Below are 26149 nucleotides of genomic sequence, written 5' to 3'. Positions count from 1 at the left end.
ATGAATATATTGAAATGCCCTGCTTTATTTAAGCGAACCGACCATAACACCTTTTTCAAAGTACTTCTGGAAAAATGGATACATGACTAACAACGGTAGACTTGAAATCACAATCGAAGAATATTTGATCATTTCAGAAAGACGCTTCAGTTCTGCCATCGCCAATTGGTCACCGATCATACCAGGCATTGTCTGGTTCTGAATCAAAATCGAACGCAAAACCAATTGCAACGGATACAGCTTCGCATTATCCAGATAGATCATCGCATCAAAATAAGAATTCCATTGTCCGACAAACGCATAAAGAGCGATAACAAAAATAATCGGCTTGGAGAGTGGCAAGACAATGCGGAAAAAGATCGTCCAATCGTTCGCCCCATCCACATTAGCGGCTTCTTTTAATTCATGCGGAATACCTTTGAAAAAAGTACGTGCTAGAATAATATCCCAGACATTCACAATTCCCGGTAACAGGATCGCCCAGACGGTATCCAACATCCCTAGATTTTTGACTAACAAATACGTAGGAATCAATCCACCGCCGAAAAACATCGTTACAATAAACATAGTCATAAATAGATTGCGACCTTTTAATTCATTTACAGATAACGCATAACCTGCAAATACAGATACAATTACTGTTAAAATCGAAAAGCTAACCGAGTAAAATACAGAATTGAAAAATCCGCGAGTCATCGCTTCATTGCCCAAAATTTTGCGATACCCTTCCAAGCTCCAACTGGATATGTTAAACGAAAGCCCTTTGTTGAGGAGAGCGATCGGGTCCATAAAGGAAGCGATTACAATATAGATAAGCGGTACGACAATAATCAGGACTGAGAACGTCAGCAGAATATAATTTAAAATAATAATGACCCGATCCATACGAGAGGATGCGATATTCATCCGGTACACCTTCCTTAATAGAGGCCTTCGCCTTCATTGAGTTTTTTCACTACAAAGTTAACAGCTACTAATAAAAAGACGTTGATCACAGAATTAAATAATCCAACTGCCGCAGAATATGAATAATCGCCTGCTTGTAGCCCTACTTTGTACACATAGGTTGCAATAATCTCAGAAGAAGGTAAGTTCATAGATGTCTGCATTAAGTACGCTTTTTCAAAGCCTATCGACATAATGCCACCTGCCGCTAAAATAAACACAATCGCCATAATCGGTCGGATCGTTGGTAGGTCGATATGCAGAATACGTTGTAGTAGATTGGCTCCATCCAGACTTGCCGCATGATGTAGTTCTGGATCAACACCTGCCAAAGCCGCCACATAAATAATAGAAGACCATCCTGCACCCTGCCAGATTCCAGACAAAATATAGATCCATCTAAAATATTCAGGTTCAGACATAAACATCAGCGGTTGACCAAAGATCGCACTAACCAGTTGGTTAATAGGACCGACAGGTGATAAGAAAATAAATAACATTCCGACAATCACAACTACAGAGATAAAATTCGGTGCATACAACACCAACTGTATATTTTTCTTTATTTTGGCTTGCCGGACTTGATTAAGCATTAGCGCCAGTACGATAGGAATGGGAAAGCTACATATAAGGCCGAGCAAGCTTAATGAAATCGTATTGGTAAAAATATCTGTAAAATTGGGTGAATGTAAAAACTTTTCAAAGTATTTAAGCCCGACCCAATCACTTCGCAAAATACCTTTAAGTGGACTGAAGTCTTTAAAAGCAATAATCGCTCCGTACATCGGAATATATTTAAATACGATAGTCAATATAAGCGCCGGGGCTAACAAAGCATAAAGAAAATAATGATTTTGCCTTTTTTTCAATGTTTTCCTCTGTACATTTTCACCTTTTCCTGCTTTTATTTTCTGTCCTACTCCATCCACATGATTTCACTCCTTTAAGTCCTACTCTGTTTTAGAAAGGGCTTACATTTTGTTGTACATGATTATGATAACCAATTTAACAAACAAATTGTTCATTCGTCAATACGTTTTGTAAAAATATAATTTTACATTTGCATTTTATAAATTGACATTAATATATCTAAAAACATAAAAATAGATACATTATGCACAAATTTAAGTTTACATTTGTAAACATAAGTTGCTATTCAATGCGAATTATTATACATTTAATACAAATAACGAATACAATCTATAGACCGAATAACCAATCGTTTCTTTTGAAAATATGTGATGATTAAAGGTGGACAACCGATTATGAAGAAAGAAAAAGTGACTATTCAGGATATTGCAGATGCTTTGAATATATCCCGTAATACCGCTTCTAAAGCTATTAATGGTAATACAACGATCCCTATTGAAACACGAAATAAAGTTATTCAAAAAGCAGCCGAATTAAAATATAAACAATTTGCTTATGTAGAATCTGATTATTTAGTGCCCAAGTCTACTGGTAATGTAGCTCTGTTAACTTCAAGTCTGCCTAACAATTCGCATTTTGGTTCTTTGCTAATTAGTGGATTTGAAAAGCGGATGAGTATGGAAGGGTATACGATCTCTATTCATATTTTGCGTGAAGCTGATATTCAGTCGCTTACTTTACCTAACAATTTTGAAGCTTCCAAAGTCGATGGTATTATTTGTATCGAATTATTTGATAGCGATTACAGTAAAAAGATCACCAATCTGGGCTTACCGACTATTTTTATTGATTGTGCAGTTGATCTGCCTTCTCCTTCTTTACAAGCTGATCTGTTGCTTATGGAAAATGAGTACAGTGTCTACGAAATGACCAAAACGTTAATCCAACAAGGGCATCAACGAATAGGATTTGTAGGCGATTATAATCACTGTAAAAGCTTTAACGAACGCTGGATGGGCTTTAATCGAGCTTTGGTAGAAGCTGATATTTCATTGGATCGTTCTTATTGTATTTTGGGTAAAGACAAAGAGTTTTTCGAGGAAAAAGATTGGATTGATCGTCATTTCAAAGCCATGTCTCACAAACCTTCTGCTTTTGTATGTACAAATGATTTTATCGCTGTTCATCTTATACAGGTGCTCAAAGCCAATCAAATCAAAATACCGGAAGACATATCAGTCTGTGCTTTTGATGATGCTTCAGCATCGCGAATTGTCGATCCGCCTTTAACGACTGTTCATATTTTTAGTAATGATATGGGGATTACTGCCGCAGAAACATTGTTAGCTCGTATCAAAAACCCTAATCGACCGTATCAAATCTCACACGTACAGACGCATCCTATTTTTCGCGAATCTTCGGCTGTATTACATCAGTCCTCTTTTCCAGCGCAATCATAACAAAAAGCTTGCAACGACCCTTTTGAACAAGGATCACTGCAAGCTTTTTATTTACGATTTTATATTAAAAAATAAACTGCATTATCAATCGATCGAAGCCGGTTGTTCTGTCCATGTGAAATTGATTTGATTATAATTCGGTTGATTCGGTAATGGATTACCTTGAATCGAAATTCCGTAACTTCCTTCGACTTCGCCTACAATACTTAACGAATCAGGATCAATAATCGAATTGGTTTCATTTAATCCTTGTGCTTCAAAATAGCTCTGATAAGCATTGCCTAACGTGACCAGATCTTCTTGTGTGGTATAAATAATAAACGATTGCTTTTCCCCGTCACCTGCAAGATCTTCAGTGATACTTGTAGCATGTGCATCTGATGGAAAAGGAATATCTTCAGGCAGATACTTTGTTGGAAATACCTGTGTAGTCATTGTAATCGGTGCATTACTGGTGCTACTGCTTGGAGAAGTCGAACTGGTCGCTCCATTCGTAGCACTGCTTGGCGGCATTGAATTGATAATGACTTGATTAGCAGTAGCATCATATTTGACTCCAACTTGAAGGGCATCTGCTATAGAGCGCACAGGAAGATAGGTTGTTCCTTGATACGTAATCGGTGCTAATGTCTGTCCATTCGCTGTTGGCGTATACGCACTCCCGTTAACTTGAATAGAAAGACCATTGTTAAGATAAGCACTTATCGATTGCAAATTAGCTCCAGCATACACTCCTGTTGATCCAATCAGTGTAGCTCCTGCTATGCAGGCAGTAACTATCCATTTACGTGGAATCATCTTTATCCTCCTAATGATAATAACGTTATATATCATATCGGAAAATAAACGATGCCTTATTATATGTTATATATGGTTTTTTTAACCATTTCTCAAAAAGCTTATTGCTCTTTCCAAACGATACTGATCTCATAAGCACCTGTCTGATTAGCAATCGGCGTACTATTGATCGATACAACAAAATCATTATCTTTGGAACTTACAATACTCAATTCATTGGCTTCAATCGTCTCACTATTTTGAGTTACATTTTTGCCCAAATAGTAATTTTTATATGTATTGCCCAGTTCAAGTAGATTCGATTTGGTCGAATACAACAGAGAAACTTGTTTTTTGTTACCTGCTACATTTTCGACTAGACTGACTTGTTTCGCATCTGTAGGAAAAGGAAAATCAGTTGGTAAATACTTCGTTTTGATAACAGCAGTTGAGGCTGCTGGTGTAGCTGGTGTTCCTGTAGAAGTAGAAGAACCACTGCCAATAATGACTTTGTTACTGGCTGCATCAAAGCTAACGGATGTATTTAAAGCTTCGCCAATCGAACGTACAGGAAGATACGTTGTTCCTTGATATGAAATAGGAGCTAGCGTTTTACCATTAGCTGTCGGTGTATACGCTGAACCATTCACTTGAATCCCCAGACCATGATTAAGCGAAGCTTTGATACTTTCCAAATTCGTACCTGCATATACCCCTGCTGATCCGGTCAAAGCCATACCTACAACTGCTGCTGTTACTAACCAGTGCTTCTTCTTCATATAACAACCTCCTGAATATAGTAGTAACTCTATGTTATCAGGTAATGTTAGATTTTAAACCTTCTATAGCCCTATAAATGAATGCAATTTGAACTAAATTAACTAACCTGTAGCTTATTCTTCCCGATTACGCTGTTGTCGCTCGATCTGTTCTCTGATATGACGGTCGTATCCATTTTGGTGCATCCACACACTATTATTGACCTGTGCAATCTGCCCGATTCCAAATAAAATACTGATGACCAAAAAGATTAAACCATAGGCATACATAAAGTACCCCATATAAAAACACATAATTATTCCGATAAAAATAATAATCGATAATCCCCACAATATGCGGCGCATGACTTTTTTCATATAGTTCTCCTTGCTATTTTTGTATGATCTCTTAATGTCTTATATACGAAGATAGAAGTAGGATTGGTTCAAAATATCACTTTGTCTATTTTTACTTATCAAATTTGTTTAAAATAGGTGATGACTTTTTACAAAGCTAGAGTATAATGATATACGCTTGCCTAAAAAGTTAGCTTAAACAAGCATGATTTGTTGTGCTTGATTCGTAGGAAATGCGTGTATATAAAACGTAAATTGATTAGCCTTTCTTACATTCTAAATTTCAAGAAATGAAGGTGTGCACAAGATGTTGGGTAAGTTCAAGCGTATATTAATCGGAAGGCCGATGAAGTCAGCAGAACTTGAAGCTGAAAAATTAGGTCGGCTTAAAGCACTAGCGATTCTTTCTTCCGATGCGCTATCCTCGGTGGCATACGGAACAGAGCAAATTTTGCTAGTCCTCATGGTTGCTGGATTTGCGGCTTTGTGGTATTCGGTTCCAATCTCTATCGCGGTGCTTGGTTTGTTGGTTATTTTAATTATTTCGTATCGCCAAACGATTTTTGCGTATCCAGCAGGTGGTGGTGCGTACATTGTAGCCAAGGATAATATCGGTAAAGCCCCTAGCTTAATAGCAGGCGGATCTTTACTTGTTGATTATATCCTAACTGTAGCCGTAAGTTCATCCGCAGGAACAGATGCAATTACTTCTGCTTTTCCAGTATTACATGATCACCGGGTTCTAATCGCGCTAGTCATGATCGTATTTTTAACGATTATGAATCTACGTGGTGTAACTGAATCTGCATCTGTACTCGCTATTCCTATTTATTTATTCGTTATCGCTATTTTTGTTTTGATTATTACAGGAGTGATTCGTTACTTCACAGGCGGGATTGAAGCGGCGGCTCCGCAGTTTGATAGTACCGTCTCGAATGTCAGTCTGTTTTTATTACTCAAAGCATTTAGCTCGGGTTGTTCGGCACTAACAGGGGTAGAAGCCGTCTCTAATGCTATTCCTAACTTCCGTAAGCCTGCTGAGAAAAATGCAGCCGCTACGCTTCTGATGATGGGTATTATTTTGGGAGCGATGTTTATCGGAATCACATTGCTTGCTTACTGGTATGGGATTCATCCAAGTGCAACCGAAACAGTTATTTCTCAGATCGCACGCATGACTTTTGGTCATGGAGTTCTCTATTATGTGATTCAGGGTGTTACGGCACTGATTCTATTCCTTGCCGCGAATACTGCTTACTCTGCATTTCCACTGCTTGCGTTTATGTTAGCAAAAGATAAATATATGCCTCATATGTTTATGGTACGTGGAGATCGTCTAGGGTTCTCTAACGGTATTATTATTTTGAGTCTATTATCTGCTTTGTTAGTGATTGTATTTAAAGGGGATACGGAAAATCTAATTCCACTATATGCGGTTGGTGTATTTATTCCGTTTACTTTATCGCAATTAGGCATGATGATTCGCTGGATTCGCTTGAAGCCATCCAATTGGGGATTAAAGTTAACGATTAACACTGTCGGTATGTTAACTACATTGTCGATCACATTGATCTTTATTTTCACTAAGTTCTCACAAGTATGGGTGATCTTTTTGTTCTTACCGCTTGTGGTTTATATTTTCTACAAAATCTATACGCATTACGAAAATACAGCCGAACAATTACGTATCGATATCAAAGTCGATAAGCCTGAGGTCAAAGGAAACACGATTATTATTCCTGTTGCAGGGATTACACGCGTAGTGATGAACACGATCAGTTATGCGAAGACGTTATCGCCTAATGTCGTTGCTGTCTATGTTGGTTTCGATGATGAAGCTATTCATAAGATGGAGCAGAAATGGGAAGAATGGAACCCTGGTGTGCGTCTAATTGTACTAAAATCACGTTACCGCAGTATTTTAGGCCCTTTACGTCGCTTTATTGATACCGTCGAATGGAAAACATCAGCAACCGATCATATTACAGTACTGATTCCGCAGTTTGTCACTCATCACTGGTGGGAAACGATTTTGCATAATCAGACCAGTCTATTGATGCGTGCTTATCTGATTAATTACAAAGACGTAGTTGTTGCGACTGTTCCGTATCATTTGAATAAATAGAATCAAAAGAGGTAGATCCTTTATACAGGGTCTACCTCTTTTTTGAGATTGATAGAAGTTTCAATTAATTAGAAAGATAACCTACTAACTACAGATCGTAAAATGGCTGCAAAAAGTAGATATTATTCAACATATGGCTATTCTGTTACTTTATTTTGTCACTTTGTTTAGCAGTATTTTGGGTGTTGTCTATCTTCTCCACCCATACCATATACCAATTCGGCTTGGCTTCATAATCGATATCGGTATAGATGCGATGAGTAGCTTCTTTGATTGTCTGTAGTTGAGGATGTTGATCCGATGGTTTCATCGCTATCTCCTTTCTAGTAATATATCGTTGGATTTGAATATTATGGCATTTTACTATGACTATCCTGTTACTTTGCCATTACTATATTGTTGTTTTACAAATGACCACCTTCTATTGAATAATGTCTCTAGGCGATTCATTCCCGTCTATTCAATATCTACATTTTCTGGAGGTAATCAATTATGAAGAATACAAAAACAATCAAAATCATGCTCACTTCTGTTCTAGCTTTATCTCTTACTATCCCTGCATTATCTGTATCTGCACAAGCTACTACTACTTCAAAAGATAGTTCTACTCAAGCGACAACCCAGGCTAAAGTAGACCAATTAACACCCAAGCAAGAAAAAAGTCTTGTTGAGATTGCTGGATTTGATAATGTAAAACAATTTACTGGATTCTATACCAATCTGCGTCGTGCGGTAGCTAAAAATGATAAAGAAGCAGTAGCCAAACGTATTTCGTACCCTTTGTCTGTTTATAGCGATAAAAAACAACGCAAAATTTTGAATCAAAAACAATTTGTTGCTGCATACGATACAATCATCACTGCGGAAATTAAAAAAGCACTAGCTAATCAACGTTTAGATGATTTATTTATTCGTGATCAAGGTGTGATGGTGGGTAGTGGCGAAATATGGATGGCTATTCTAAATAACAAATTAGGTGTGTATACCATTAATCAAAAATTACATGATTAATCATTTATAAAAAAAGCGGTATCGATACAAAGCTATCCCTATACTTAATGCAGTCATTTATAGCTTTATCATAACGATCCTTCTTTTACTTTGTTATTATTTTACGGTATTGTTATTTTATAAGTCATTTTCATGTATCCTATCCTAAAGTCAGAGTATGATCATGATCTTTACAATCTATCAATCTCTAGGAGGTATGAATAATGAATATGAAAAAAGGAATAACTATCGTAATGACTTCTGTATTAGCTGGATCGATTGCTCTCCCTGCACTGTCTGTATCTGCACAAGCTGATACAACCGCATCTACTGTCTCTACCGTAGCTTCTACAGAATCGACGTCTACCGCCAAAGCCAAAGTAGACAAGCTCACAGCAGAGCAAGAAAAACGACTGGTGAGCGTAGCTGGATTTGATAACGTCAAACAGTTCACTGGATTTTATGCTAATCTGCGTCGTGCTGTAGCAAATGGCAACAAAGAAGCGGTCGCCAAACGTATTTCATATCCGCTAGTCATCAATAGCAATAACAAAAAAAGAAGTATTCTTAAAGAGTCTCAATTTATTACAGAATACAATACTATTATGACAGCTAAAGTTAAAAAAGCATTAGCAAATCAGCGTCTAGATGAATTGTTTATACGTGATATGGGTGTGATGATTGGCGATGGCGAACTTTGGATCGCGCCGATCAATAATAAGCCTGGTATTTATGCGATTAATCAATAATATTCTAATATAATCTACAAACAGAAAGACCTCCTAACTGAACGGAGGTCTTTTCTTTATATCCTATTTAATTTTTATATACTTTCACAATAGAAGCGTTTTTGCTTTTAATTGCTTTGGTAGATCGATTTGCAAATAACGAACGTAATGTCTCGATATTGGTCAAAATCACGCCGATTAGAATAACGAAAGCGCCCAGCCCCATGATCCAATTGAGTGGTTCTTTATAGATCAACCATCCAAGTACCAGTGCTATAACAGGCGAAATGTATAACCATGTCGATGGAAATACAGGATTCGTTCGTGAGATTAACCAGTAAAATAGCGTATGTCCACCCATTGAGCCCAGTACGATCAAGTACAGCAACGAACCGATAGCTGCGGAATTGAACATCGTTTCAATATGTATTTGACCCCGTTCGGTAATCAAAGACAGTACCAATAACATCCATCCTCCATGCATCATCTGAGCGGCATTTTGAGCAATCGGTGAACTGCCCTGTAATGTATTAACGACTTGTTTGGAATAGACTGCTGCTGCTGAGTAGCCAAATTCCCCTAAGACAACAACAAGACAAGCAATGACCCATAGTGCATGATACTGACCGGATAACCCTGGCAATATTAACAACGCAACCCCTATTAACCCAATCATGGCACCGATAAATGAAATACTAGGCACTTTATCTTTCAAGACCACTGCTCTTATCAATAAAATAAAAGCTGGCCCGGTTGCAGACAGAACAGCACCTACTCCAGAAGTAATATATTGTTCAGCCCAATATAAGGCTGCAAATGTAAAAAAGGTTAATCCTGAGCCGATAAACAACGTTTCTTTGCGTAACAATAAAGAAAAGCTTACCTTTTTACGTGCATACATCCAGATCATCAAGATCAATCCAGCTACAAAAAAGCGAATTCCTGCGGAAAAGAAAGGCGGTAACCCTGCATCGACCCCAATCTTAATCGCTAGAAATGTGGTTCCAAAAATCAAGCACATGATTGCATACCCCAGTAATACCATCTTCCATTCCTCCTCTGTGTTCTGTTATTGTAAAGGAAGCACAACAGAACAGATGGAATACCATAGAACAGATGGTACAGGAAAAGGTCTGCATAAGCGTTACACTGAGTACAATTTCTATGTTTGATTTCATATAATCATTCACGATCTGCTATAGATCAGAAAGGAATGCGAACATGACAAATAAACCGCTGATTGAACCGCAAAAAAAACAGGCTCATCTTACAGTAGATTCATCATCGGCTCAGCCACAAAGTAAACATTCTTTTCAAACGGTTTATACTTATATCCAGACACGTATCCAGCGCGGAGACTGGCAAGCTCATGCCAAATTGCCTTCTGTACGTCAGCTAGCAGAAGATACCGGCATGCACCGCTTAACGATTTTCAAAGCTTATCAACATCTCAAAGAAGATGGTCATGTCTATGCTCGCGATAAATCCGGTTATTATGTGCAACCGCCTGCTTTGCAAGTGCTGACCAATGAAGCTGAATTAGGTCTGCCTTTGTTTCAAGGAAATTTAGGCGAACTGCACCGTATAGAAGCTAACTATCAATTTTCCAAAGCATTAATAACACCGAATCTACTACCTAATCATTATTTTGCCGAATATGTGAAACAAGTATTCGATCTGTATCCCAAGTTGCTAGGCACTTATGCTACAGCGCAAGGCGATCTGGAGCTCAGAGAGATGCTTCAACGCTACTTTACTAAGACTTCACAGTTCCATGTACATGCTGATGAAATCTTAATTACAACAGGCGCTCAACAAGCGATATCGTTAATCGCAGAAGTATGGATACGTCCGGGAGATCATGTGCTCATCGAGTCGCCTGCTTATGCCAGTGCTTTGGATGTGTTTGAGCAAAAAGGAGCCAAGCTCGTTCTTGTAAACATCGATGCCAACGGCTACGATCTCGTTCAAATTGAACAAGCGATGCAGAAATATAAACCACGGTTCTTTTACCTTAATCCTACGTTTCACAATCCGACAGGCGTCTGTATATCGGCAGAACAACGCAAACAATTAGTTGATCTAGCTGCTCAGTATAAATGCTTATTGATTGAAGACGATACCTGTCAGGATATTTATTTTGATCAAAAGCCGCCGCTTCCTTTGTTTGCTTATGATACAGAAGGATATACGATCTATATTCGTAGCTTTAGCAAATACGTTTCGCCCGGACTGCGAATGGCTTGTATTGTAGCCAGGCCAGAGTGGTTTACCCCATTACTTGCTGCCAAGTCACTTGCAGATGGTGGTACCCCTTTGCTCAATCAGAAAGTATTTTTGCTGTATTTCACATCTAATCGGCTACAACAACATATTGAAAAGCTACGAATCGCTTTACGGATTCGCTTAGAAATTATGGAAGAAGAACTATCTTCCACCGGCTGGTATTATGAATCGCCTCAAGGCGGATTTAACCTCTGGGTTCGGTTACCTGATCATATCTCTGTTCCTGAACTACTGGCTCGCTGTCTCAAGCAATCGATTTCGTTTGTGCCTGGATCGTTATTTGATCGTCACGAAACGTCACAGCAATATATCCGTCTTTGCTTTTCGTTTGCCAGTGAACAAGAAATTCGTACCGGGATTCAGCAGTTAGTCGCCATCGCTAAAGATATGGAATCTAATTCTTCTGAATAGCAGAACGATACGGCTCATCCAGTTGCAGACTTGAAGACTTGGCCTGTAAGATGCCTTGCTGATACTGATATACAGTAGTGAGCTCACCCAACACGTTCATCATGCCAATTTGCACAGAAACAGCCACAACCAATTGTCCATCGACTATTTTATATTGTTGAACAGATCCAACTTCTACCGCTGTATCTTCTGAAATACTATCATCTTGAAGAATCGAAGTCGGCAAAGTCATCGTTTGCTTATTCAATAAAAGTTCAATCTGTTTCCCTTTGATTTGTGCCTGAAAATGTTTAGACCAGGCATGTTGTGCATCTTCTACCCCAATAGCTGTACCGTCTTGGTGGTATACTTGGACTTCGGTTCGGTCAACTCCAGTTCCATAACCGTTCGTTAGTATTACAATAATTTCAGGCTGACCGTCACCATCCACATCGGATGAGATGATCTGCGGGGCGTACTCTGGATTAACAACTTGAACGCCTTCTAACATGCGATTAAAAGTAGGTGTATGGATAGACATATTTTTATACGTACCATCTGATTTTTCTTCGCCACGAATTGTAATATTTAGCGTAGGGTCAGTTGCAATTACTTTAGAATCTTTTGTAATGGTAAATACGTTCGCTTGATGAATTGGAACATCGGATTGTTCTATATTAACGGTGTTTGCTGTCAAAGGCTCACCGTTTGAAGTCAATTGTTGATTAGCATGGAACTTGGCTGCCGATACGGTTTCTATCGAAAGAGCACATAAAATAATAGTGATCATCAACCATTTTGTAGCGTTTTTCTTTATATTCAAAAGGAGTGCCTCCTTGATCGTTCGATATTCATTTTTATCGTAAACGTAAATTCAATTCCAACGTGTGTCATGCTAGCTTCTATTACATGCTAAGCCTTAATCGATGTAATTACCAGAAAAAAATGCTGTTCACAGCAAGTTCCTTACAAATAAGTCGTAAATCATCACTTTTACTTTAGATTACCTACAATACCGGAGGAATAAACATGATTACACTCAGAGAAATGAAAATTGAAGATTATAATGAAATTATTGCGCTTTGGGAGCATACTGAAGGTATGTGGTTAAGCGAAGCTGATTCATTACCTCATATTCAGAGATATTTAGAACGTAATCCTGATTGTTCGTTTGTAGCGGAGAAGCAGCTAGATGATCAGACTACTGTGTTAGCAGGAACATTACTTGCCGGTCATGATGGCAGGCGTGGATATATGTATCATCTGGCAGTCAATCCTACATACCGGGGACAAAAGATCGCGACACAATTGATTGAAAAAGCGATGAACGGCTTAACCAATGCCGGAATCGATAAATGCCATATTTTCGTCATGGCAACTAATGTGGAAGGTCAACAATTCTGGGCAGCTAACGGTTGGGAAAAACGGGATAGTTTTTACGTTTTTTCTAAAGATGTTCCACAATATTAGAATGTTCCACATGAAACATTTTGCAAAACAGCGCTATTTTTGACTGATTTGCAGGAAATATATGTAGCCAAACTGGCTTAAAGGATGGACGACGATTGGATCAACAATATGCAAATCCGCAATATATTTATACGTACTCTCACCGTCAAGACGAACATTCTCTTTGTTATCTAGAAATGAGAGCTTTTTTTGGACAGGAAACCGATCAATTTATTCTTAAAAGTAATATCGCTGTTATGCCTAGCCGTAGCCCTTTTATTAAAGAACGAATCGAAGTCTTGTATGAAGGCGATACGTTAGAAGAAATATATGCTCAAGCCGAACAGATCGATATGCTTGATCAGACATTCAAAGTAGTTTTTGTCAAAATCAACGATCTGGATCAAGAGCACAAAATAGAATATCAAGAACGATTAGGAATTGAACGTGAAATAGGCATGCGTATTCATGGAGAAGCCGATGTGAAACATCCTCAACATACGTATGGAATTGTTCCTTTTGGTGGACGCTGGTATTTGGGTCATTACTTTAAAAATGAAGCGGTCTGGTTCCACAATATGCGCAAACCACAAAATTATTCGATTGCTCTTAATACCCGTCTTGCTAGAGCAGCTGCGAATATTTTGGTTCCCAATCCTGTAGGGATCAAAGCAATTGATCCTTGCTGTGGCATCGGTACTGTACTGGTAGAAGCATTATCTATGGATATCGATATTGTCGGACGCGATATCAATCCGCATATTGCTCAGGGAGCACGCGCCAATATTAAGCATTTTGGCTTAAAAGGAGAAGTAACGTTAGGTGATATTGCTGATATTACAGAACATTATGATGCAGCTATTATCGATATGCCGTACAACTTATTTTCAACCACTACCCCTGAAGAACAATTAAGTATTCTACAACATGCTCGCCGAATCGCTGACAAAGTGGTCGTGATTACGATTGAGAATATCGATGATATGGTAGCTACCGCTGGATTCTCGATTACCGATCGTGGAGAAGCTAAAAAAGGAGCAAAAGGTGTCTTTTCCCGCCAGATTCTGGTTTGCCATTGATGAGTGAGAATAAAGTACAATTAAAAAAAAGCATCTGTAGCAGACATGCCTACAGATGCTTTTGTTGTTTTCAAATGAGGTCTGATATCCATGAGATTCTCCTCACTATTCATTTACATTGTGTTCATTAGCTACTTCATTCGTTTTACGTTCAATATGTTCATCTTCACCTAGATAAAAGCGTCGAATCGGATTGATATCATCGTCTAATTCATAGACGAGTGGAATACCTGTCGGAATATTAAGCTCGGTTAATGTTTTCTCATCAATATCTTCTAAATATTTGATCAACGCGCGCAATGTATTGCCATGAGCAGAGATCAAAAGATGTTCTTTTTGCTGAATTAACGGCACAATATGATCATGCCAGAACTCTCCAACACGTTCTACTGTATCTTTGAGACTTTCGCCGTAAGGAATCTGCTCATCAGGAATAGCATCATATCGATGTTCATGACGAGGACTACGCGGATCATTCTTTTCCAATAAAGGAGGACGAACGGTAAGACTTCTCCGCCAGAGTTGAAGTTGTTCTTCTCCATATTTCTCAGCGGTATCGATTTTGCTTAATCCTTGCAGAGCACCATAATGACGTTCATTTAATCTCCATGATTTCTGTTCAGGAATCCATAGTAAATCCAGTTCGTCTAGTATGTAATGCAACGTCTGAATCGAACGTTTGAGTACAGAAGCAAAAGCGTGATCAACTGTATATCCTGCTTCTTTGATTAATTTACCTGCTATGCGTGCTTCTTCGATCCCACGATCACTAAGCGCTACATCAGTCCACCCTGTAAATAAATTTTGTTGATTGTATACACTTTCTCCATGACGAACGAGAATGATTTTGTACATTAGTCTCTACTCCTTTTCCTCTACTTCTTCTAATGGAGAAGTATCTATACTCTTTAACCCACATTATGCTTTTACTTAACCATTTGCAACTAACGCTAGGTGGTCGAGATTTTACAGTACACCCTAGTAAGGAGAAAGTGCTAAAATACAACTGATGTACGATGTATACAAGATATTGTGAGATGAGGAGGCACTACAATATGATACTGCCCAATATGACAGAGCAAGTGATACATACGCGTACTAAATTACGCAAAGAAACATTGATATCGGTACTGGATGAATTTGATAGCAAGATTATGCATTTGAGCCCGCCCAAAAGAGCTGAGAAATATCGCAAAATGAGCGCTTCTGCTTTTTCTTTTTTCCGCGGAAGTTCGTATTTGTTTTATTTTGATGCGACACGCCATTACTTTCCTTACCATACTTCTACAGAGCGCCCTACATGGATTCAAGGAGATTTACATTTTGAAAATTTTGGAGCTTTTCGCAATGAGTCCAAGCAGATTGTGTATGATGTGAATGATTTTGATGAAGGTTATATCGGTTCATATCTGTATGATGTACTACGAATGTCAGTCAGTATCGCACTGGTTGGACGACAGCTTCAATATACGGATGAGCAACAACTTCAGCTACTAGAACATTATAGTAAAGGATATTACAAACAAATTTCTTGTTTTGTCGAAGACAAAGACGATCCAGCCAAATTCATCATGAACGAAAACAAAGCAAAAGGCCCTGTACGCAAATTGTTACGTAAATTAGAAAAACGCCGTAACGGACATTTTCTCGAAAAAGTCACAGCTGTTATGCAAAGTGATCGTGTTTTTCAAGAAACCGCAGAATTGTTGACTCCTTCTGACAAAGAGCAAACGTTGTTAGAGCAAGCATGGGGATTTTATCAGCAGACTTTAGTATGTCATCAAGGTGAAGAGGATCATTATCGGATCAAAGATATTGCGATTAAGCATGGTTCAGGTACAGCTTCAATCGGACTGGATCGGTATTATGTATTAATCGAAGGTGGACTCCGTGCAACAGGTGAAGATGATGCTGTATTGGAAGTAAAAGAAGTACGGACACCTGTGCCTGCTTATTTTCTACCGTATGCTGATTCATTCTGGCAGACCTTTAGTCATCAAGGCAAGCGCGTAACAACAACGCAACAAGCGATGCATCACAAAGCTGATCCTTATCTTGGTTTTCTTACGTTAGACGGGCGGGATTTCTATGTACGTGAACGTTCGCCTTACAAAAAGCGTCTCAAATTAGAAGATATCCAAACGATAGAAGACATGGAAAGTGTGCTCAGTACGATGGCTAAATTAACGGCCAAAATGCATGCACGCGCAGATGCAGATGTGAACAAAGGTATTCTTCCCTATCATAGTGAAAAAGAAATTCTAAAAGCGATGGGACGCAAACCAGAAGCATTTGTACAACATATTTCGCGTTGGGCTTTCGCTTATGCCGATCAGGTGGAGAAAGATTATGCGATTTTCTGCGAATGGGCTCAGACATTTCAGACGCAATAAGAAGCAACTTTAGTCAACAATAACAGGGACAGTTCATCATCATGATGGATCTGTCCCTGTTTTCTTTTGTGTATTCTTTTCATCTATATCATCAGAGCCATTAGGAATAGATGACCCGACCTGCATCGCTCAGTACATATTGAGTATCCAGATACTCTCTACTTTCTGATACAAGACGACGTACACGTTCTATATCTACACCTACAAGCTGACCATGTTGCTTCATCAGACGACCACCGACAAATACAGTGTCTACATTGGATGGATGACAGAATTGTACAACTGCACCAATAGGATCAATCACCGGAAATACATTCAAATCTGTATTGAGATTAGAAGTGCTGACCATAATGATATCCGCTTGTTTGCCCGGTGTTAATTGACCCATTTGGTGATCTAATTTCAATGCTTTGGCTCCACCTACTGTAGCAAATTCAAGCACCTGCTGAGATAACAGATTCAATTCTCCTGGCATATTGCCACTGTTCAAAATCTCTTCATTGACTCGTGCTCGTTCTGCTTGCAGCATAAATTTCATTTGAGCAAATAAATCGCCACCAGTTGAAGTAACTACATCTACACCCAGTGAAGGCATACCGCCCTGCTCTAAGAAAAATCCAGTGGCAGGATATCCATGTCCCATCATCATTTCTACTTCAGGTGTCACCGATAATGATGCTCCTGCATCGACTAGCATTTTGTATTCTTCTGTCTGCATTTTGTTGCCATGTACCATATTCAAATCTGATCCGAGCAAGCCTGCTTCATACAGCTTGGTCACTGAACGATCGACAGCTCCCCAGTTGCCAAATCCAATATGCATCGAACAGATCGCTTCTAATTTACGGGCAATACCGATTTCGGTCACTGTCGTATCCCAATGGCTAAATTCAGGTCCACGTATTGCAAGCCCCATCGTTAACAATTGATCCTGGGAAGTAAAGTATTGCTTTTTGACCCGTTCTGCATCAGAAATTACTAATCGACTATCTCGATTCCAGTATTCAGTCTCGCCCGATACACCAAGCGCAAATACAGAGCGTATCCCTGATTCTTGTAGCCCACGAATCAATTCATCGGTATGTTCTGGAGAATAAGGCATACTCCAATCCAGTACTGTTGTTACACCCGAATGGAGCGCTTCTAAAGCACCTAATAGATTGGCGATATAACTGTCTTGAGGTCGCAAGCGACTTCCCAAACCGCCATAGTATAAATTTTGCAAATAGACAGGCAGAGACCAGTTGGTTCCTGCGGTACGTACTAGCGATTCCCACATATGACGATGTGTATCTACTAAGCCAGGCATTATAATATGTTCTGATGCATCAATGATATGATAAGCGGATTCATCCAGTTGTAGATCGTTTCCTATCGCTTCAATCGTTGAACCGTTAATCACCACATCGGCTTGCTTTACATTCCCTATCGTATGATCCATAGACAAGACTGTTCCATTTTTCAAAATATAACCTTTTTTATTCATTGCTAATTCCTCCTTTTTCCTTTTTTAAGAATAAATAGATGTTACTGTTTTATCATACCTCTTTCTATCATTTAACTCAACAAAAGGTAGTAGCTTTATTTTTTAAAGTCTTATAATTTTGAATTATTTTAAACGAATACAAAAAACTGCTACAACTCCTACGGTAAGCAATAATGCACTATATATAAATGACTGCGTATGCTGTAAAGAGAGTGCATATACTGACCAGATTGGGGCTATACTTGTGCCTGCAAACAGAAAAAAAGTGTATACCGAAACAGCAATGCCGCGATATTTCCCTCCTAGTTGCCCGACCAAAGCCACTAAAGAAGGTACAGCAATCGCAATACCTGCGACAAAAACTACACTGCATGCGATGAGCAATCCTAAATGATTTATCCATCCCATCATAAACAGACTGATTATCGCTAGTCCAAGCCCCAAAAGTAAGGTGTTGCGTATACTTATTTTACGAGCAATGTTTCCTGCAAATGGTGAACACATCATTCCCAAAATACCGATCAATCGAATCGATAAGATTTGTACAGATGTTAATGCAAAAATATGGCTTTGTAGCTTATTTTCTAGCAATATATACATCACAATAAAAGAAAATAACAAAAGGAATGCGATTAGATAAGCAAGCATCAGATTTTTTTGCTTAATGACTAATGTTAACTGTTTAAGATAAGACCAGATATGGAGATCAGGTTGTTGAACATGATCTTGAATTAATCCGACTTTAAGCCAAATGATGGTAATTACATAAAGGACTCCAAATATAATAAATACCAAATTCCATCCATAATAAGTGCTGATCCAACTTGAAGCGACCTGTCCTACAATACCTGCGATCAGGAATCCTGTGCTAACAAATCCAATCGTTGTCACTTTACGATGATTAGGAAATATAGCGACAATATAGGCAAGCGCTACCGGGGAAAAAGAAGCTGCTGCTACTCCTTGCATACTTCGTAATAGCAATAAAATCGCAAAGTGATGAGTACACCCGATCAAAATCGTAATGATTGCTAATGCAGACAACCCTATCGTCATCACCTTTTTACGACCATATTTATCTGCCAGAGCACCGTAAAATAAACAGCCTATTGCAAAACCTAATGAGAATAGACTACCCGTCAATCCTGCTTGAGTAGAATCAATATTGAATTGTGTGGTAAATATAGAACTCAAAGGAATAGTAAGATACAGACTACACATAATAATCATGCCTGCCCAACATAATAAGACAGTCATTTTGGAATAACTTCCTTCTGAAAGAGTTGAATTGTTTTCGTTAATTTGCATATCTAAATCTCCATTCTTTTTATATAGTTAGATAATCTAATCATATATCCAAAAAAAATTTATCTTCCGATTTGGAATCGTTGCTCTATTTGTGTATGCAACTTCTCTATAACTTTGGATAATAGTTGCTGTTCCTCTTCGCTTAAACCTTCCACTAATGAAGCACAGGCAGACCAAAATACAGGCAAAATACGTTGAACAAATGCTGTACCTGTAGCGGATAACTTAACATAAATTTTCCGACCATCTTCCAAACTGGACTCGCGTATAATCCAACCTTTTTTTTCTACACTATTCAACAGCGCTGTTACAGATGCTCTACGAATATTTAGACGTTCGGCAATAGCAGATGGAGTCACTTTCTCACTATTTTCATGTAACTGAATTAGCAATAATAGATCAAGCTTACTTTCTGTAATATCATAATCAGCAATTGCATTATCGACGATATCGAGTATATGATCACTTGTCCAAAGCATTAACAGACCTAATTGAGCAGAAGCAATCGAAGTATTTGGCGCAGATGTTTGCTTACACAGCTCATCGTAAGGTACTTTGCCTAACTTGGGTAGTTGATGATTATGTAAAGATTGTTCATTAAAATGTTTGCGAACCATATAAAATACCTACTTTCATATATAATTAGATTATCTAACTATATTATACATAAAAAAATAATTTGAGCAATCCTCCATATGAAATAAAAGTAGCCAATCGCTAGATAACCTAGAGATACACTAACAAAAATCCTTAAAAGTATACCTGTAATATCAGGATACTTTTAAGGATTTTTGCCAATCTTTATTTCACCGAACCTCGTGTTACACCACTAATAATCCATTTTTGAGCAAACAGATAAATAATAATCATCGGCAACATCGCTAATAGATACGAAGCAAATGCTAGATTATAATCGGTATTGAATTGCCCCTGGAAAATGTACTGCACTAACGGTAATGTGTACATATTCTGATCGCTAATAATGATCAATGGTAATAGGAAATCATTATAGGTCGACAAACATACCAGTATTCCGACAGTAGCGTTAATTGGAGCCATAAGCGGGAAAATAATCCGCCAGAACGTTCCCCATGTCGTTGCTCCATCTACGGTTGCCGCTTCTTCAAGCACTGCTGGAATCGAACGGATATATCCGACATAGACAAAGACGTTAAAAGCAAGAGCATATACCGTATGCAAGATAGTCAATCCGACCAGATTGGTCATATGTAGCGCAGACGTTAATTTAACAATCGGCAACATAATAATCGGAAAAGGAATAAACATCGCACTGACAAAGTAAAAGTATAATCCTTTAAAAAATTTACGATCCATATTGCGTCCAATCGCATAAGCAACCATAGAGTTGGTCAACAAGGTAAGGACTACTGTCGCTGTTGTAACGAGTGCACTGTTCCGAAAAGCTTGGAAAAAGTTAGTCAGCTCTATCGCACTGGCAAAGTTATCAAACCGCCACGTTGTTGGTAATCCAAACAGCGATTGCGACATTTGTTGCGGATCTTTCAAAGCAATCGTAATCGCCATATATAAAGGGAACAGAACGATAATAGTGCCGATCGCTACCAGAATATTGACTGTCCAGTTGGTACGTTTATGTGTTTCCATTACATATCCATCTCCCTTCTTTGCAGGAATCGAATTTGCAGAATAGAGATAACAGCGATCACGATAAAGTAAATAACCGAGTTCGCAGATTGATAAGCAAATTCTCCACCTTCAAATCCACCTGTATAGATCAAGAATGAGATCGATTGTGTCGCACGTCCAGGCCCACCATTGGTCAAAGCAACGATTTGGTCAAAGACCATCAATGCATTTTTCATTGCTAATACCATATTGATCGTAAAAAATGGAGCGATCAACGGGAATGTAATACTCCAAAATTCGCGCCATTTGCCTGCGCCATCCAGACTGGACGCTTCATACAGATCATGAGAAATAGTCTGCAAGCCTGCTAGATACAGAATCGTATTCAGTGCGATTCCTTGCCATACCGCAACAATCACGATACCGATCCAAGCCAGACTTTCATTTCCAAGAATATTTGTAGATAACCAGTTAATCCCGAGTGTCTGCCCCCATACAGTAAATACATTAGAGAACAAATAATTAAAGATGTAACCTACAATCAATACGCTAAGAATATTAGGCAAGAAATATACGCCTCTAAAAAAATTGCGGAATCTGATACGAGAATTGAGTCCCACCGCAATCAACAAGCTAAAAATATTAATAAAAATCGTAACTACAACAGCGTATTTAATCGTAAACCAGTAAGCTTCACCGACTACATTATCGGTAAACAAACTGACGTAATTACGAAATCCTACAAAATCATATTCTTTACCAAAACCATTCCAGTTCGTAAATGAATAAAAAATCCCTTGAATCGCAGGTAAAGTTAGAAATAAGAAAAATAACAATACTGCCGGAATCGTCATCCAATAATAAGTTGCCATGCGTTTGCTAGACATCATATCACTCCTTCCATCGATCGATTAGCTTGCTCTGCGTGCCGCTACTTTATCCCATTCTTTATCCAGTGTACTCAGGAACCCGTTGATATCTTTATTTTGCAAAAAGGCTTGTACGGTTGGGTTCAATTGCACAGCACTTGGAATATAATGATCGACAAAATCGACAATTTTACCCTGTTCAAAATACGGCAATAATTCCGCTACACTGCTGTCTTTTTGCTGTACTCCGTTCACAGCAGAGAATAAATTTTGCTGGTCGATATATTGTTGGCTATTTGCCGGTTGCAACAAGAACGCGATAAATTCTTTCGCTTGTTCTGGGTATTCTGTCTGACTGGAAATCGCCAGTAATGTATCGATCCCTGCGGTTAATTTATTTTTGGATTCATCGTTACTACCAGGTAGCGGGAAAAATCCTAATTGAATATCTGGATTAACTTTACGAATCTCAGAGATCGCCCAGCTTCCTTGAATATACATCGCTGCTTCTCCATTAGCGAACGCACGATTTCCATCCGAGTAAGCTTTACCAAAATTATCACTGTGACCGTAATTAAGTAATTCTAATTGCTTTTTGGCTACTTCTTGATACGCTTGAACAAAAGTCGTTTTATTTTCACGACGCTCTTTGTAAAAGTCTGTACCGACTAATGTACCGCCCATCGCATTGAAAGGTAGATTGGTCTGCCAGTCGTCTTTATAAGTGAAATAGAACGGAATAGTTCCTTCTGCTTTCGCTTTTTTGGCTGTTGCTATCAATTGATCCCATGTTTTGGGTACCGATAAGCCCAGCTTTTTAAAAATCTCTTTATTATAAATGATACCGTTTGCATTTAGAGCAAAAGGAACTCCAGTAACTTGATCCATACCTGTAACGTCTTTCAGCATTTGAGCATATTTAGGGTCAATATTTTGCAATAGTTTATCGCCGGTTAGATCCAGAAAAATATCACTTTGCGCAAGCAACGAATATGTATCTGTAGCCCCGAGGCCTACAATATCAGGAATATCGTTTTTGACCACTCGTGTTTTGAGCACTGTCTCTGCGTCCGGTGGATTTACTTGAGAGACATGAATATTTGGATGTTCTTGATTGAACTTGGCAATCAATTCATCGAAGCTAGCTTTGGCTTCTGGCTTGTTCTGGAAAAATTCTAATTGCACTACGCCATCTTTGCCGCCGCTAGTACTCGTACTGCAAGCCGACAATAAACCAACCAACAACAGCGCGATCAGCACTATACTCCCCCATCTTTTCATCTAACCATCCCCTCCATCAATCCTTTTACTTGTATAAACAACATAAACAAAAAATACCCTATTCCGACAAAAAGGAAACGATTACAACAAATTTTTACGTTGCGTTTATAGTGAAAAGCTAAAAATCTATCATTTCTAAAAAATATTTTTCCATTTTTGACACCTTTTTTTATCAAATACAGTATGTAGATATATAAAAATAGTTATAAAGATGGAGTATATTTCAAAAATAATCCGAATTGAAGTTGTATTTTCCTCCATTTTTTAAACTTTATAGATAAAAAGATATAGATTTGTACTTTTTAGGTACCTATCTTTTTATGTAAATAGATTTGTACTGATGCTATACAGTGCAGGAGGTCATACGTATGAATATAACAACCGAGCAAAACCCGATTATCCACTCATTTTTGAGTATACAAAGCAATAAGCAACTTTTGGAACAAGCTATGTATCATCCAACAACGCAAAATAAGCAAAAACTTAATCAAGCGTTTCAGCTTTTCTTTTTAGAAGCTCGTTTTACGTCTTATATCGCTTCTCTTATTCATTTTAGCGCAATCAATTATGATAAGAAAAACCGTCTATACAAAGATCGATATCAACTAATCGTAGACCAAAATAGAGATCAAGATCATACCTCTCCTTCTATTTTTCCTGCTGATACAGATACATATCATTTTGTAGAACAAAGCTGGCAACAAGTGGTGACTGAAAAACGGATGTATGAAGCGATTGAGCAACTTACCGATCGCGAGCAATCTATTCTTTGTTATCTGTATATTCATGAAATGACCGAAAAAGAAGTGTCTGCTAAGCTTCAAGTCACACAACAAGCTATTTCCAAAACCAAACGATTAGCACTTAAAAAATTACAAACGTATCTTCAGTATGTAGATGAACCGAGATAAAATAAAAGATACGTAAGGAGGAACCACGATGGCACATGCTCTACACTCATTAATTCAAAAAGCTAAAAATGAAGACGAAGAAGCTATTTTATTTTTAATCCATAAATTCGCACCCAAAATTATGCGTTCATTACAGCAAACGACCTATCAAGAACAAGAAGATTTGCGCCAAGAAATTCATCTCAAAATTATTGAAGCTGTCCGCAAATATGATCTGGAGCAGATACCGGATATTTGGAATTTTATTAATCCTGATGATTTTTCAGCGCGCACGCTGTCTTTGTAAATAATCTATTACACAACAAAAAAGCCAGAGTAAACTCTACTCTAGCTTGTTGTTTATACCTATCATTCCCTTTAGCCGATAGAGGTAGGTGAAAGGGGCTCCTGGTAAAATGTAAGGCGATTTTTACCTGCACGTTTGGATTGATATAATGCCTGATCTGCCATACGAATAATTTCGATCGGATTATCACTATCATATGGATAGACAGCTCCGCCGATACTACAACCGATATTTACTTTTTCATATTCTACAATAAATGGTTTGTTCAGATTGCAAATAATATCGTTAGCATAAGCTTCCGTATCTTTCTGTATATCCAATTGAGCAGGATCGATATTCAGCACGACTAGAAATTCATCTCCACCTAGACGTACAGTAATATCATGTTCACGAGTCAGATAACATAGACGTTGGGCTACTTTTTGCAAAAGAATATCGCCGCTCTGGTGCCCTAATGTATCATTGACCTTTTTGAATCCATCCAAATCGATATACAGAAACGATAGACAGGGCTGGTGCTCGGGATTCTCAAACGCTTCTTCTAAATACGTCTCCAATGCATTTCGATTCGGCAGACCTGTTAGGTGATCATAATGCGCTAGACTTTGCATCGTATCCAGCTCTACTTCTTTTTGACTCAGCGATGTTACCATCGTCTGCAAAGAAGCAGACAGTAGTTCAATATCACTAAAACTTTTATCATTCGGTATTTCAATCGTTTCTCCACAAGCTAACCGATCAGCAGTGCGTGTTAATGCGCGAATCGGTAACGAGATACGTTCTGCCAACCACCAACCTATCAGAGCAAACAAGATCGCCGCGGCAACTGTAATCCAGATATTAAAATGCATCAATTCAGACACAGATGCTAATGCTGTTGATTCAGGTTGTCGTACAATAACAGTCCAACCTAGCCCTGGATAATCCAAATACCCATCTCCATAGGCATACCCTGTTAAGTATGTATTGCCATCCGGCCACTTTTCAAGTTCCCAACCATCTTTTTGTGATTGCGCTTTTTCTATACTTTTCAAAGGTAAAGGCTTGCCTACCATATCGCGTGGACCCAATAAAACAGTCTGGTCTTTTTTACTTACAATAAGCATATCGACATTTTGATCTGCCCATTTGTTCGGCAATAAGACACTTTCTTGTACTTCTTTCGCCCATGCCCAACTCATATGTGCAGCCAGTACACCAATCGTTTGGTTTTGGCTATTTTGAATCGGTAGACTGACATCGACAAACTGTAACGGTTCTCCACTCGGATTCGGTAACAATTTGGCTAGCAATACTGCATCATGTACATCACCGATAAATTTACCCTGAATCCCCTGTTGAAATACAGGACGCTCGGACAAGTCTTTTCCTAACAAAATTCCATCTGTAGCTGCTAACACTTTACCTTTCGTATCGGTATACCCGATCCATGAAAACGATGGAAAATGAGATTGTAATTGATCTAACATTTCTTGAATATTTTGAACATTTTGATTATTATCAAAAACAGGCAAGCTCCCCAATAATTCTACTTCCCCTGATCTGGACCACATAAAGTTATCCAACTTATCTGCTGTCTGATAAGCTGTTCCTGCTAGAGATTCCCCAATCTCATTTTTAATACTTTTAGAAGAATAATAATTAATAGTTGTGCTCAGTACAAAAGATAGCAATAACGACAATGCAATAAAGGTAACAATTAACGCAGTTCTTAATTTGACAGACACCGACATTTCCCCCGAAAATTCGACTTTTATTTTAATATCGGTTTCTTTTAAGAGAGAGATTAATTA

The 26149-nt window shown here is 38.3% G+C and carries 26 protein-coding genes; 10 read left to right on the top strand and 16 right to left on the bottom strand.

Annotation, left to right across the window (positions count from 1 at the left end; all coding sequences use genetic code 11):
• Window positions 1-24 precede the first annotated feature (24 nt).
• Complete coding sequence (locus tag ACFSGI_RS20635; RefSeq protein WP_204826085.1) at window positions 25-906, bottom strand: carbohydrate ABC transporter permease; 882 nt, start codon at window positions 904-906, stop codon at window positions 25-27.
• Window positions 907-920: 14 nt separating this feature from the next.
• Window positions 921-1853, bottom strand: coding sequence for an ABC transporter permease (locus ACFSGI_RS20630; protein ID WP_379284434.1), 933 nt, complete (start codon window positions 1851-1853; stop codon window positions 921-923).
• Window positions 1854-2210: 357 nt separating this feature from the next.
• Between ACFSGI_RS20630 and ACFSGI_RS20625 the strand changes: the two genes are divergently transcribed.
• A complete protein-coding gene (locus ACFSGI_RS20625) occupies window positions 2211-3275 on the top strand; it encodes a LacI family DNA-binding transcriptional regulator (RefSeq protein WP_204826083.1) in 1065 nt (354 codons plus the stop codon).
• Window positions 3276-3359: 84 nt separating this feature from the next.
• Here ACFSGI_RS20625 and ACFSGI_RS20620 read toward each other — a convergent pair whose 3' ends face one another.
• The 3 genes from ACFSGI_RS20620 to ACFSGI_RS20610 all read right to left on the bottom strand — a co-directional run bounded on the left by ACFSGI_RS20620 (window position 3360) and on the right by ACFSGI_RS20610 (window position 5188).
• The gene (locus tag ACFSGI_RS20620; RefSeq protein WP_204826082.1) at window positions 3360-4073 is read right to left on the bottom strand and encodes a stalk domain-containing protein; all 714 of its coding nucleotides are present in this window, start codon (window positions 4071-4073) and stop codon (window positions 3360-3362) included.
• 101 nt (window positions 4074-4174) lie between these two features.
• Window positions 4175-4831 (bottom strand): stalk domain-containing protein, encoded by a 657-nt coding sequence (locus tag ACFSGI_RS20615; RefSeq protein WP_204826081.1) that lies wholly within the window; start codon window positions 4829-4831, stop codon window positions 4175-4177.
• A gap of 114 nt (window positions 4832-4945) precedes the next feature.
• Window positions 4946-5188, bottom strand: coding sequence for a hypothetical protein (locus ACFSGI_RS20610; protein ID WP_204826080.1), 243 nt, complete (start codon window positions 5186-5188; stop codon window positions 4946-4948).
• Window positions 5189-5474: 286 nt separating this feature from the next.
• On the opposite strand from ACFSGI_RS20610, the gene ACFSGI_RS20605 reads away from it, so the two are divergent.
• Window positions 5475-7292, top strand: coding sequence for an APC family permease (locus ACFSGI_RS20605; protein WP_204826079.1), 1818 nt, complete (start codon window positions 5475-5477; stop codon window positions 7290-7292).
• Window positions 7293-7437: 145 nt separating this feature from the next.
• On the opposite strand, the gene ACFSGI_RS20600 is transcribed toward ACFSGI_RS20605, so the two are convergent.
• Window positions 7438-7602, bottom strand: a complete 165-nt coding sequence (locus tag ACFSGI_RS20600; protein ID WP_204826078.1) for a hypothetical protein — start codon at window positions 7600-7602, stop codon at window positions 7438-7440.
• 182 nt (window positions 7603-7784) lie between these two features.
• Between ACFSGI_RS20600 and ACFSGI_RS20595 the strand changes: the two genes are divergently transcribed.
• Window positions 7785-8303: a hypothetical protein gene (locus tag ACFSGI_RS20595; RefSeq protein ID WP_204826077.1), complete on the top strand. Its 519-nt coding sequence runs from the start codon at window positions 7785-7787 to the stop codon at window positions 8301-8303.
• Between the two features lie 203 nt (window positions 8304-8506).
• Entirely contained in the window at window positions 8507-9031 is a 525-nt protein-coding gene (locus tag ACFSGI_RS20590; RefSeq protein WP_204826340.1) for a hypothetical protein, read from the top strand.
• 67 nt (window positions 9032-9098) lie between these two features.
• Here ACFSGI_RS20590 and ACFSGI_RS20585 read toward each other — a convergent pair whose 3' ends face one another.
• The gene (locus ACFSGI_RS20585; protein WP_204826076.1) at window positions 9099-10055 is read right to left on the bottom strand and encodes a DMT family transporter; all 957 of its coding nucleotides are present in this window, start codon (window positions 10053-10055) and stop codon (window positions 9099-9101) included.
• 176 nt (window positions 10056-10231) lie between these two features.
• On the opposite strand from ACFSGI_RS20585, the gene ACFSGI_RS20580 reads away from it, so the two are divergent.
• Window positions 10232-11707: an aminotransferase-like domain-containing protein gene (locus tag ACFSGI_RS20580; protein WP_204826075.1), complete on the top strand. Its 1476-nt coding sequence runs from the start codon at window positions 10232-10234 to the stop codon at window positions 11705-11707.
• On the opposite strand, the gene ACFSGI_RS20575 is transcribed toward ACFSGI_RS20580, so the two are convergent.
• A complete protein-coding gene (locus ACFSGI_RS20575) occupies window positions 11691-12509 on the bottom strand; it encodes a hypothetical protein (protein WP_204826074.1) in 819 nt (272 codons plus the stop codon). The genes ACFSGI_RS20580 and ACFSGI_RS20575 overlap by 17 nt on opposite strands.
• A 206-nt stretch (window positions 12510-12715) precedes the next feature.
• On the opposite strand from ACFSGI_RS20575, the gene ACFSGI_RS20570 reads away from it, so the two are divergent.
• Window positions 12716-13156 (top strand): GNAT family N-acetyltransferase, encoded by a 441-nt coding sequence (locus ACFSGI_RS20570; protein WP_204826073.1) that lies wholly within the window; start codon window positions 12716-12718, stop codon window positions 13154-13156.
• A 95-nt stretch (window positions 13157-13251) separates the two neighbouring features.
• Window positions 13252-14214, top strand: a complete 963-nt coding sequence (locus ACFSGI_RS20565) for a methyltransferase domain-containing protein (protein WP_379284254.1) — start codon at window positions 13252-13254, stop codon at window positions 14212-14214.
• Window positions 14215-14319: 105 nt separating this feature from the next.
• Here the strand turns inward: ACFSGI_RS20565 and gpmA are convergent, their stop codons facing one another.
• Window positions 14320-15069, bottom strand: coding sequence for a 2,3-diphosphoglycerate-dependent phosphoglycerate mutase (gene gpmA, locus ACFSGI_RS20560; protein ID WP_204826072.1), 750 nt, complete (start codon window positions 15067-15069; stop codon window positions 14320-14322).
• A 200-nt stretch (window positions 15070-15269) separates the two neighbouring features.
• On the opposite strand from gpmA, the gene ACFSGI_RS20555 reads away from it, so the two are divergent.
• Window positions 15270-16607 carry a DUF2252 domain-containing protein gene (locus ACFSGI_RS20555; protein WP_204826071.1) on the top strand — a complete coding sequence of 446 codons (1338 nt, stop codon included), beginning with the start codon at window positions 15270-15272 and terminating at the stop codon, window positions 16605-16607.
• 100 nt (window positions 16608-16707) lie between these two features.
• Here ACFSGI_RS20555 and ACFSGI_RS20550 read toward each other — a convergent pair whose 3' ends face one another.
• The 6 genes from ACFSGI_RS20550 to ACFSGI_RS20525 form a co-directional block, all read right to left on the bottom strand.
• The gene (locus tag ACFSGI_RS20550; RefSeq protein WP_204826070.1) at window positions 16708-18093 is read right to left on the bottom strand and encodes an amidohydrolase family protein; all 1386 of its coding nucleotides are present in this window, start codon (window positions 18091-18093) and stop codon (window positions 16708-16710) included.
• A 123-nt stretch (window positions 18094-18216) separates the two neighbouring features.
• Window positions 18217-19401 (bottom strand): MFS transporter, encoded by a 1185-nt coding sequence (locus tag ACFSGI_RS20545; protein WP_204826069.1) that lies wholly within the window; start codon window positions 19399-19401, stop codon window positions 18217-18219.
• A 59-nt stretch (window positions 19402-19460) separates the two neighbouring features.
• Window positions 19461-20018: a MarR family winged helix-turn-helix transcriptional regulator gene (locus tag ACFSGI_RS20540; RefSeq protein WP_204826068.1), complete on the bottom strand. Its 558-nt coding sequence runs from the start codon at window positions 20016-20018 to the stop codon at window positions 19461-19463.
• A gap of 184 nt (window positions 20019-20202) precedes the next feature.
• On the bottom strand, window positions 20203-21027 hold the full coding sequence (locus tag ACFSGI_RS20535; RefSeq protein ID WP_204826067.1) for a carbohydrate ABC transporter permease: 825 nt from the start codon (window positions 21025-21027) through the stop codon (window positions 20203-20205).
• Window positions 21027-21896: a carbohydrate ABC transporter permease gene (locus ACFSGI_RS20530; protein WP_204826066.1), complete on the bottom strand. Its 870-nt coding sequence runs from the start codon at window positions 21894-21896 to the stop codon at window positions 21027-21029. The genes ACFSGI_RS20535 and ACFSGI_RS20530 overlap by 1 nt, the downstream gene beginning before the upstream one ends.
• Window positions 21897-21920: 24 nt before the next feature.
• Window positions 21921-23159: an ABC transporter substrate-binding protein gene (locus ACFSGI_RS20525; RefSeq protein WP_204826065.1), complete on the bottom strand. Its 1239-nt coding sequence runs from the start codon at window positions 23157-23159 to the stop codon at window positions 21921-21923.
• Between the two features lie 368 nt (window positions 23160-23527).
• Here ACFSGI_RS20525 and ACFSGI_RS20520 point away from each other — a divergent pair, with 368 nt between their 5' ends.
• Both ACFSGI_RS20520 and ACFSGI_RS20515 read left to right on the top strand, forming a co-directional pair.
• Window positions 23528-24070: a sigma-70 family RNA polymerase sigma factor gene (locus ACFSGI_RS20520; RefSeq protein WP_204826064.1), complete on the top strand. Its 543-nt coding sequence runs from the start codon at window positions 23528-23530 to the stop codon at window positions 24068-24070.
• A 28-nt stretch (window positions 24071-24098) separates the two neighbouring features.
• Window positions 24099-24356 (top strand): helix-turn-helix domain-containing protein, encoded by a 258-nt coding sequence (locus tag ACFSGI_RS20515; RefSeq protein WP_204826063.1) that lies wholly within the window; start codon window positions 24099-24101, stop codon window positions 24354-24356.
• Window positions 24357-24427: 71 nt separating this feature from the next.
• Here the strand turns inward: ACFSGI_RS20515 and ACFSGI_RS20510 are convergent, their stop codons facing one another.
• Window positions 24428-26083, bottom strand: coding sequence for a sensor domain-containing diguanylate cyclase (locus ACFSGI_RS20510; RefSeq protein ID WP_379284247.1), 1656 nt, complete (start codon window positions 26081-26083; stop codon window positions 24428-24430).
• Between the last annotated feature and the right edge of the window lie 66 nt (window positions 26084-26149).

The organism is Paenibacillus nicotianae (assembly GCF_042681745.1).
Lineage (GTDB): Bacteria > Bacillota > Bacilli > Paenibacillales > Paenibacillaceae > Saccharibacillus > Saccharibacillus nicotianae.
This window is presented reverse-complemented; position numbering and strand designations above follow the sequence as displayed.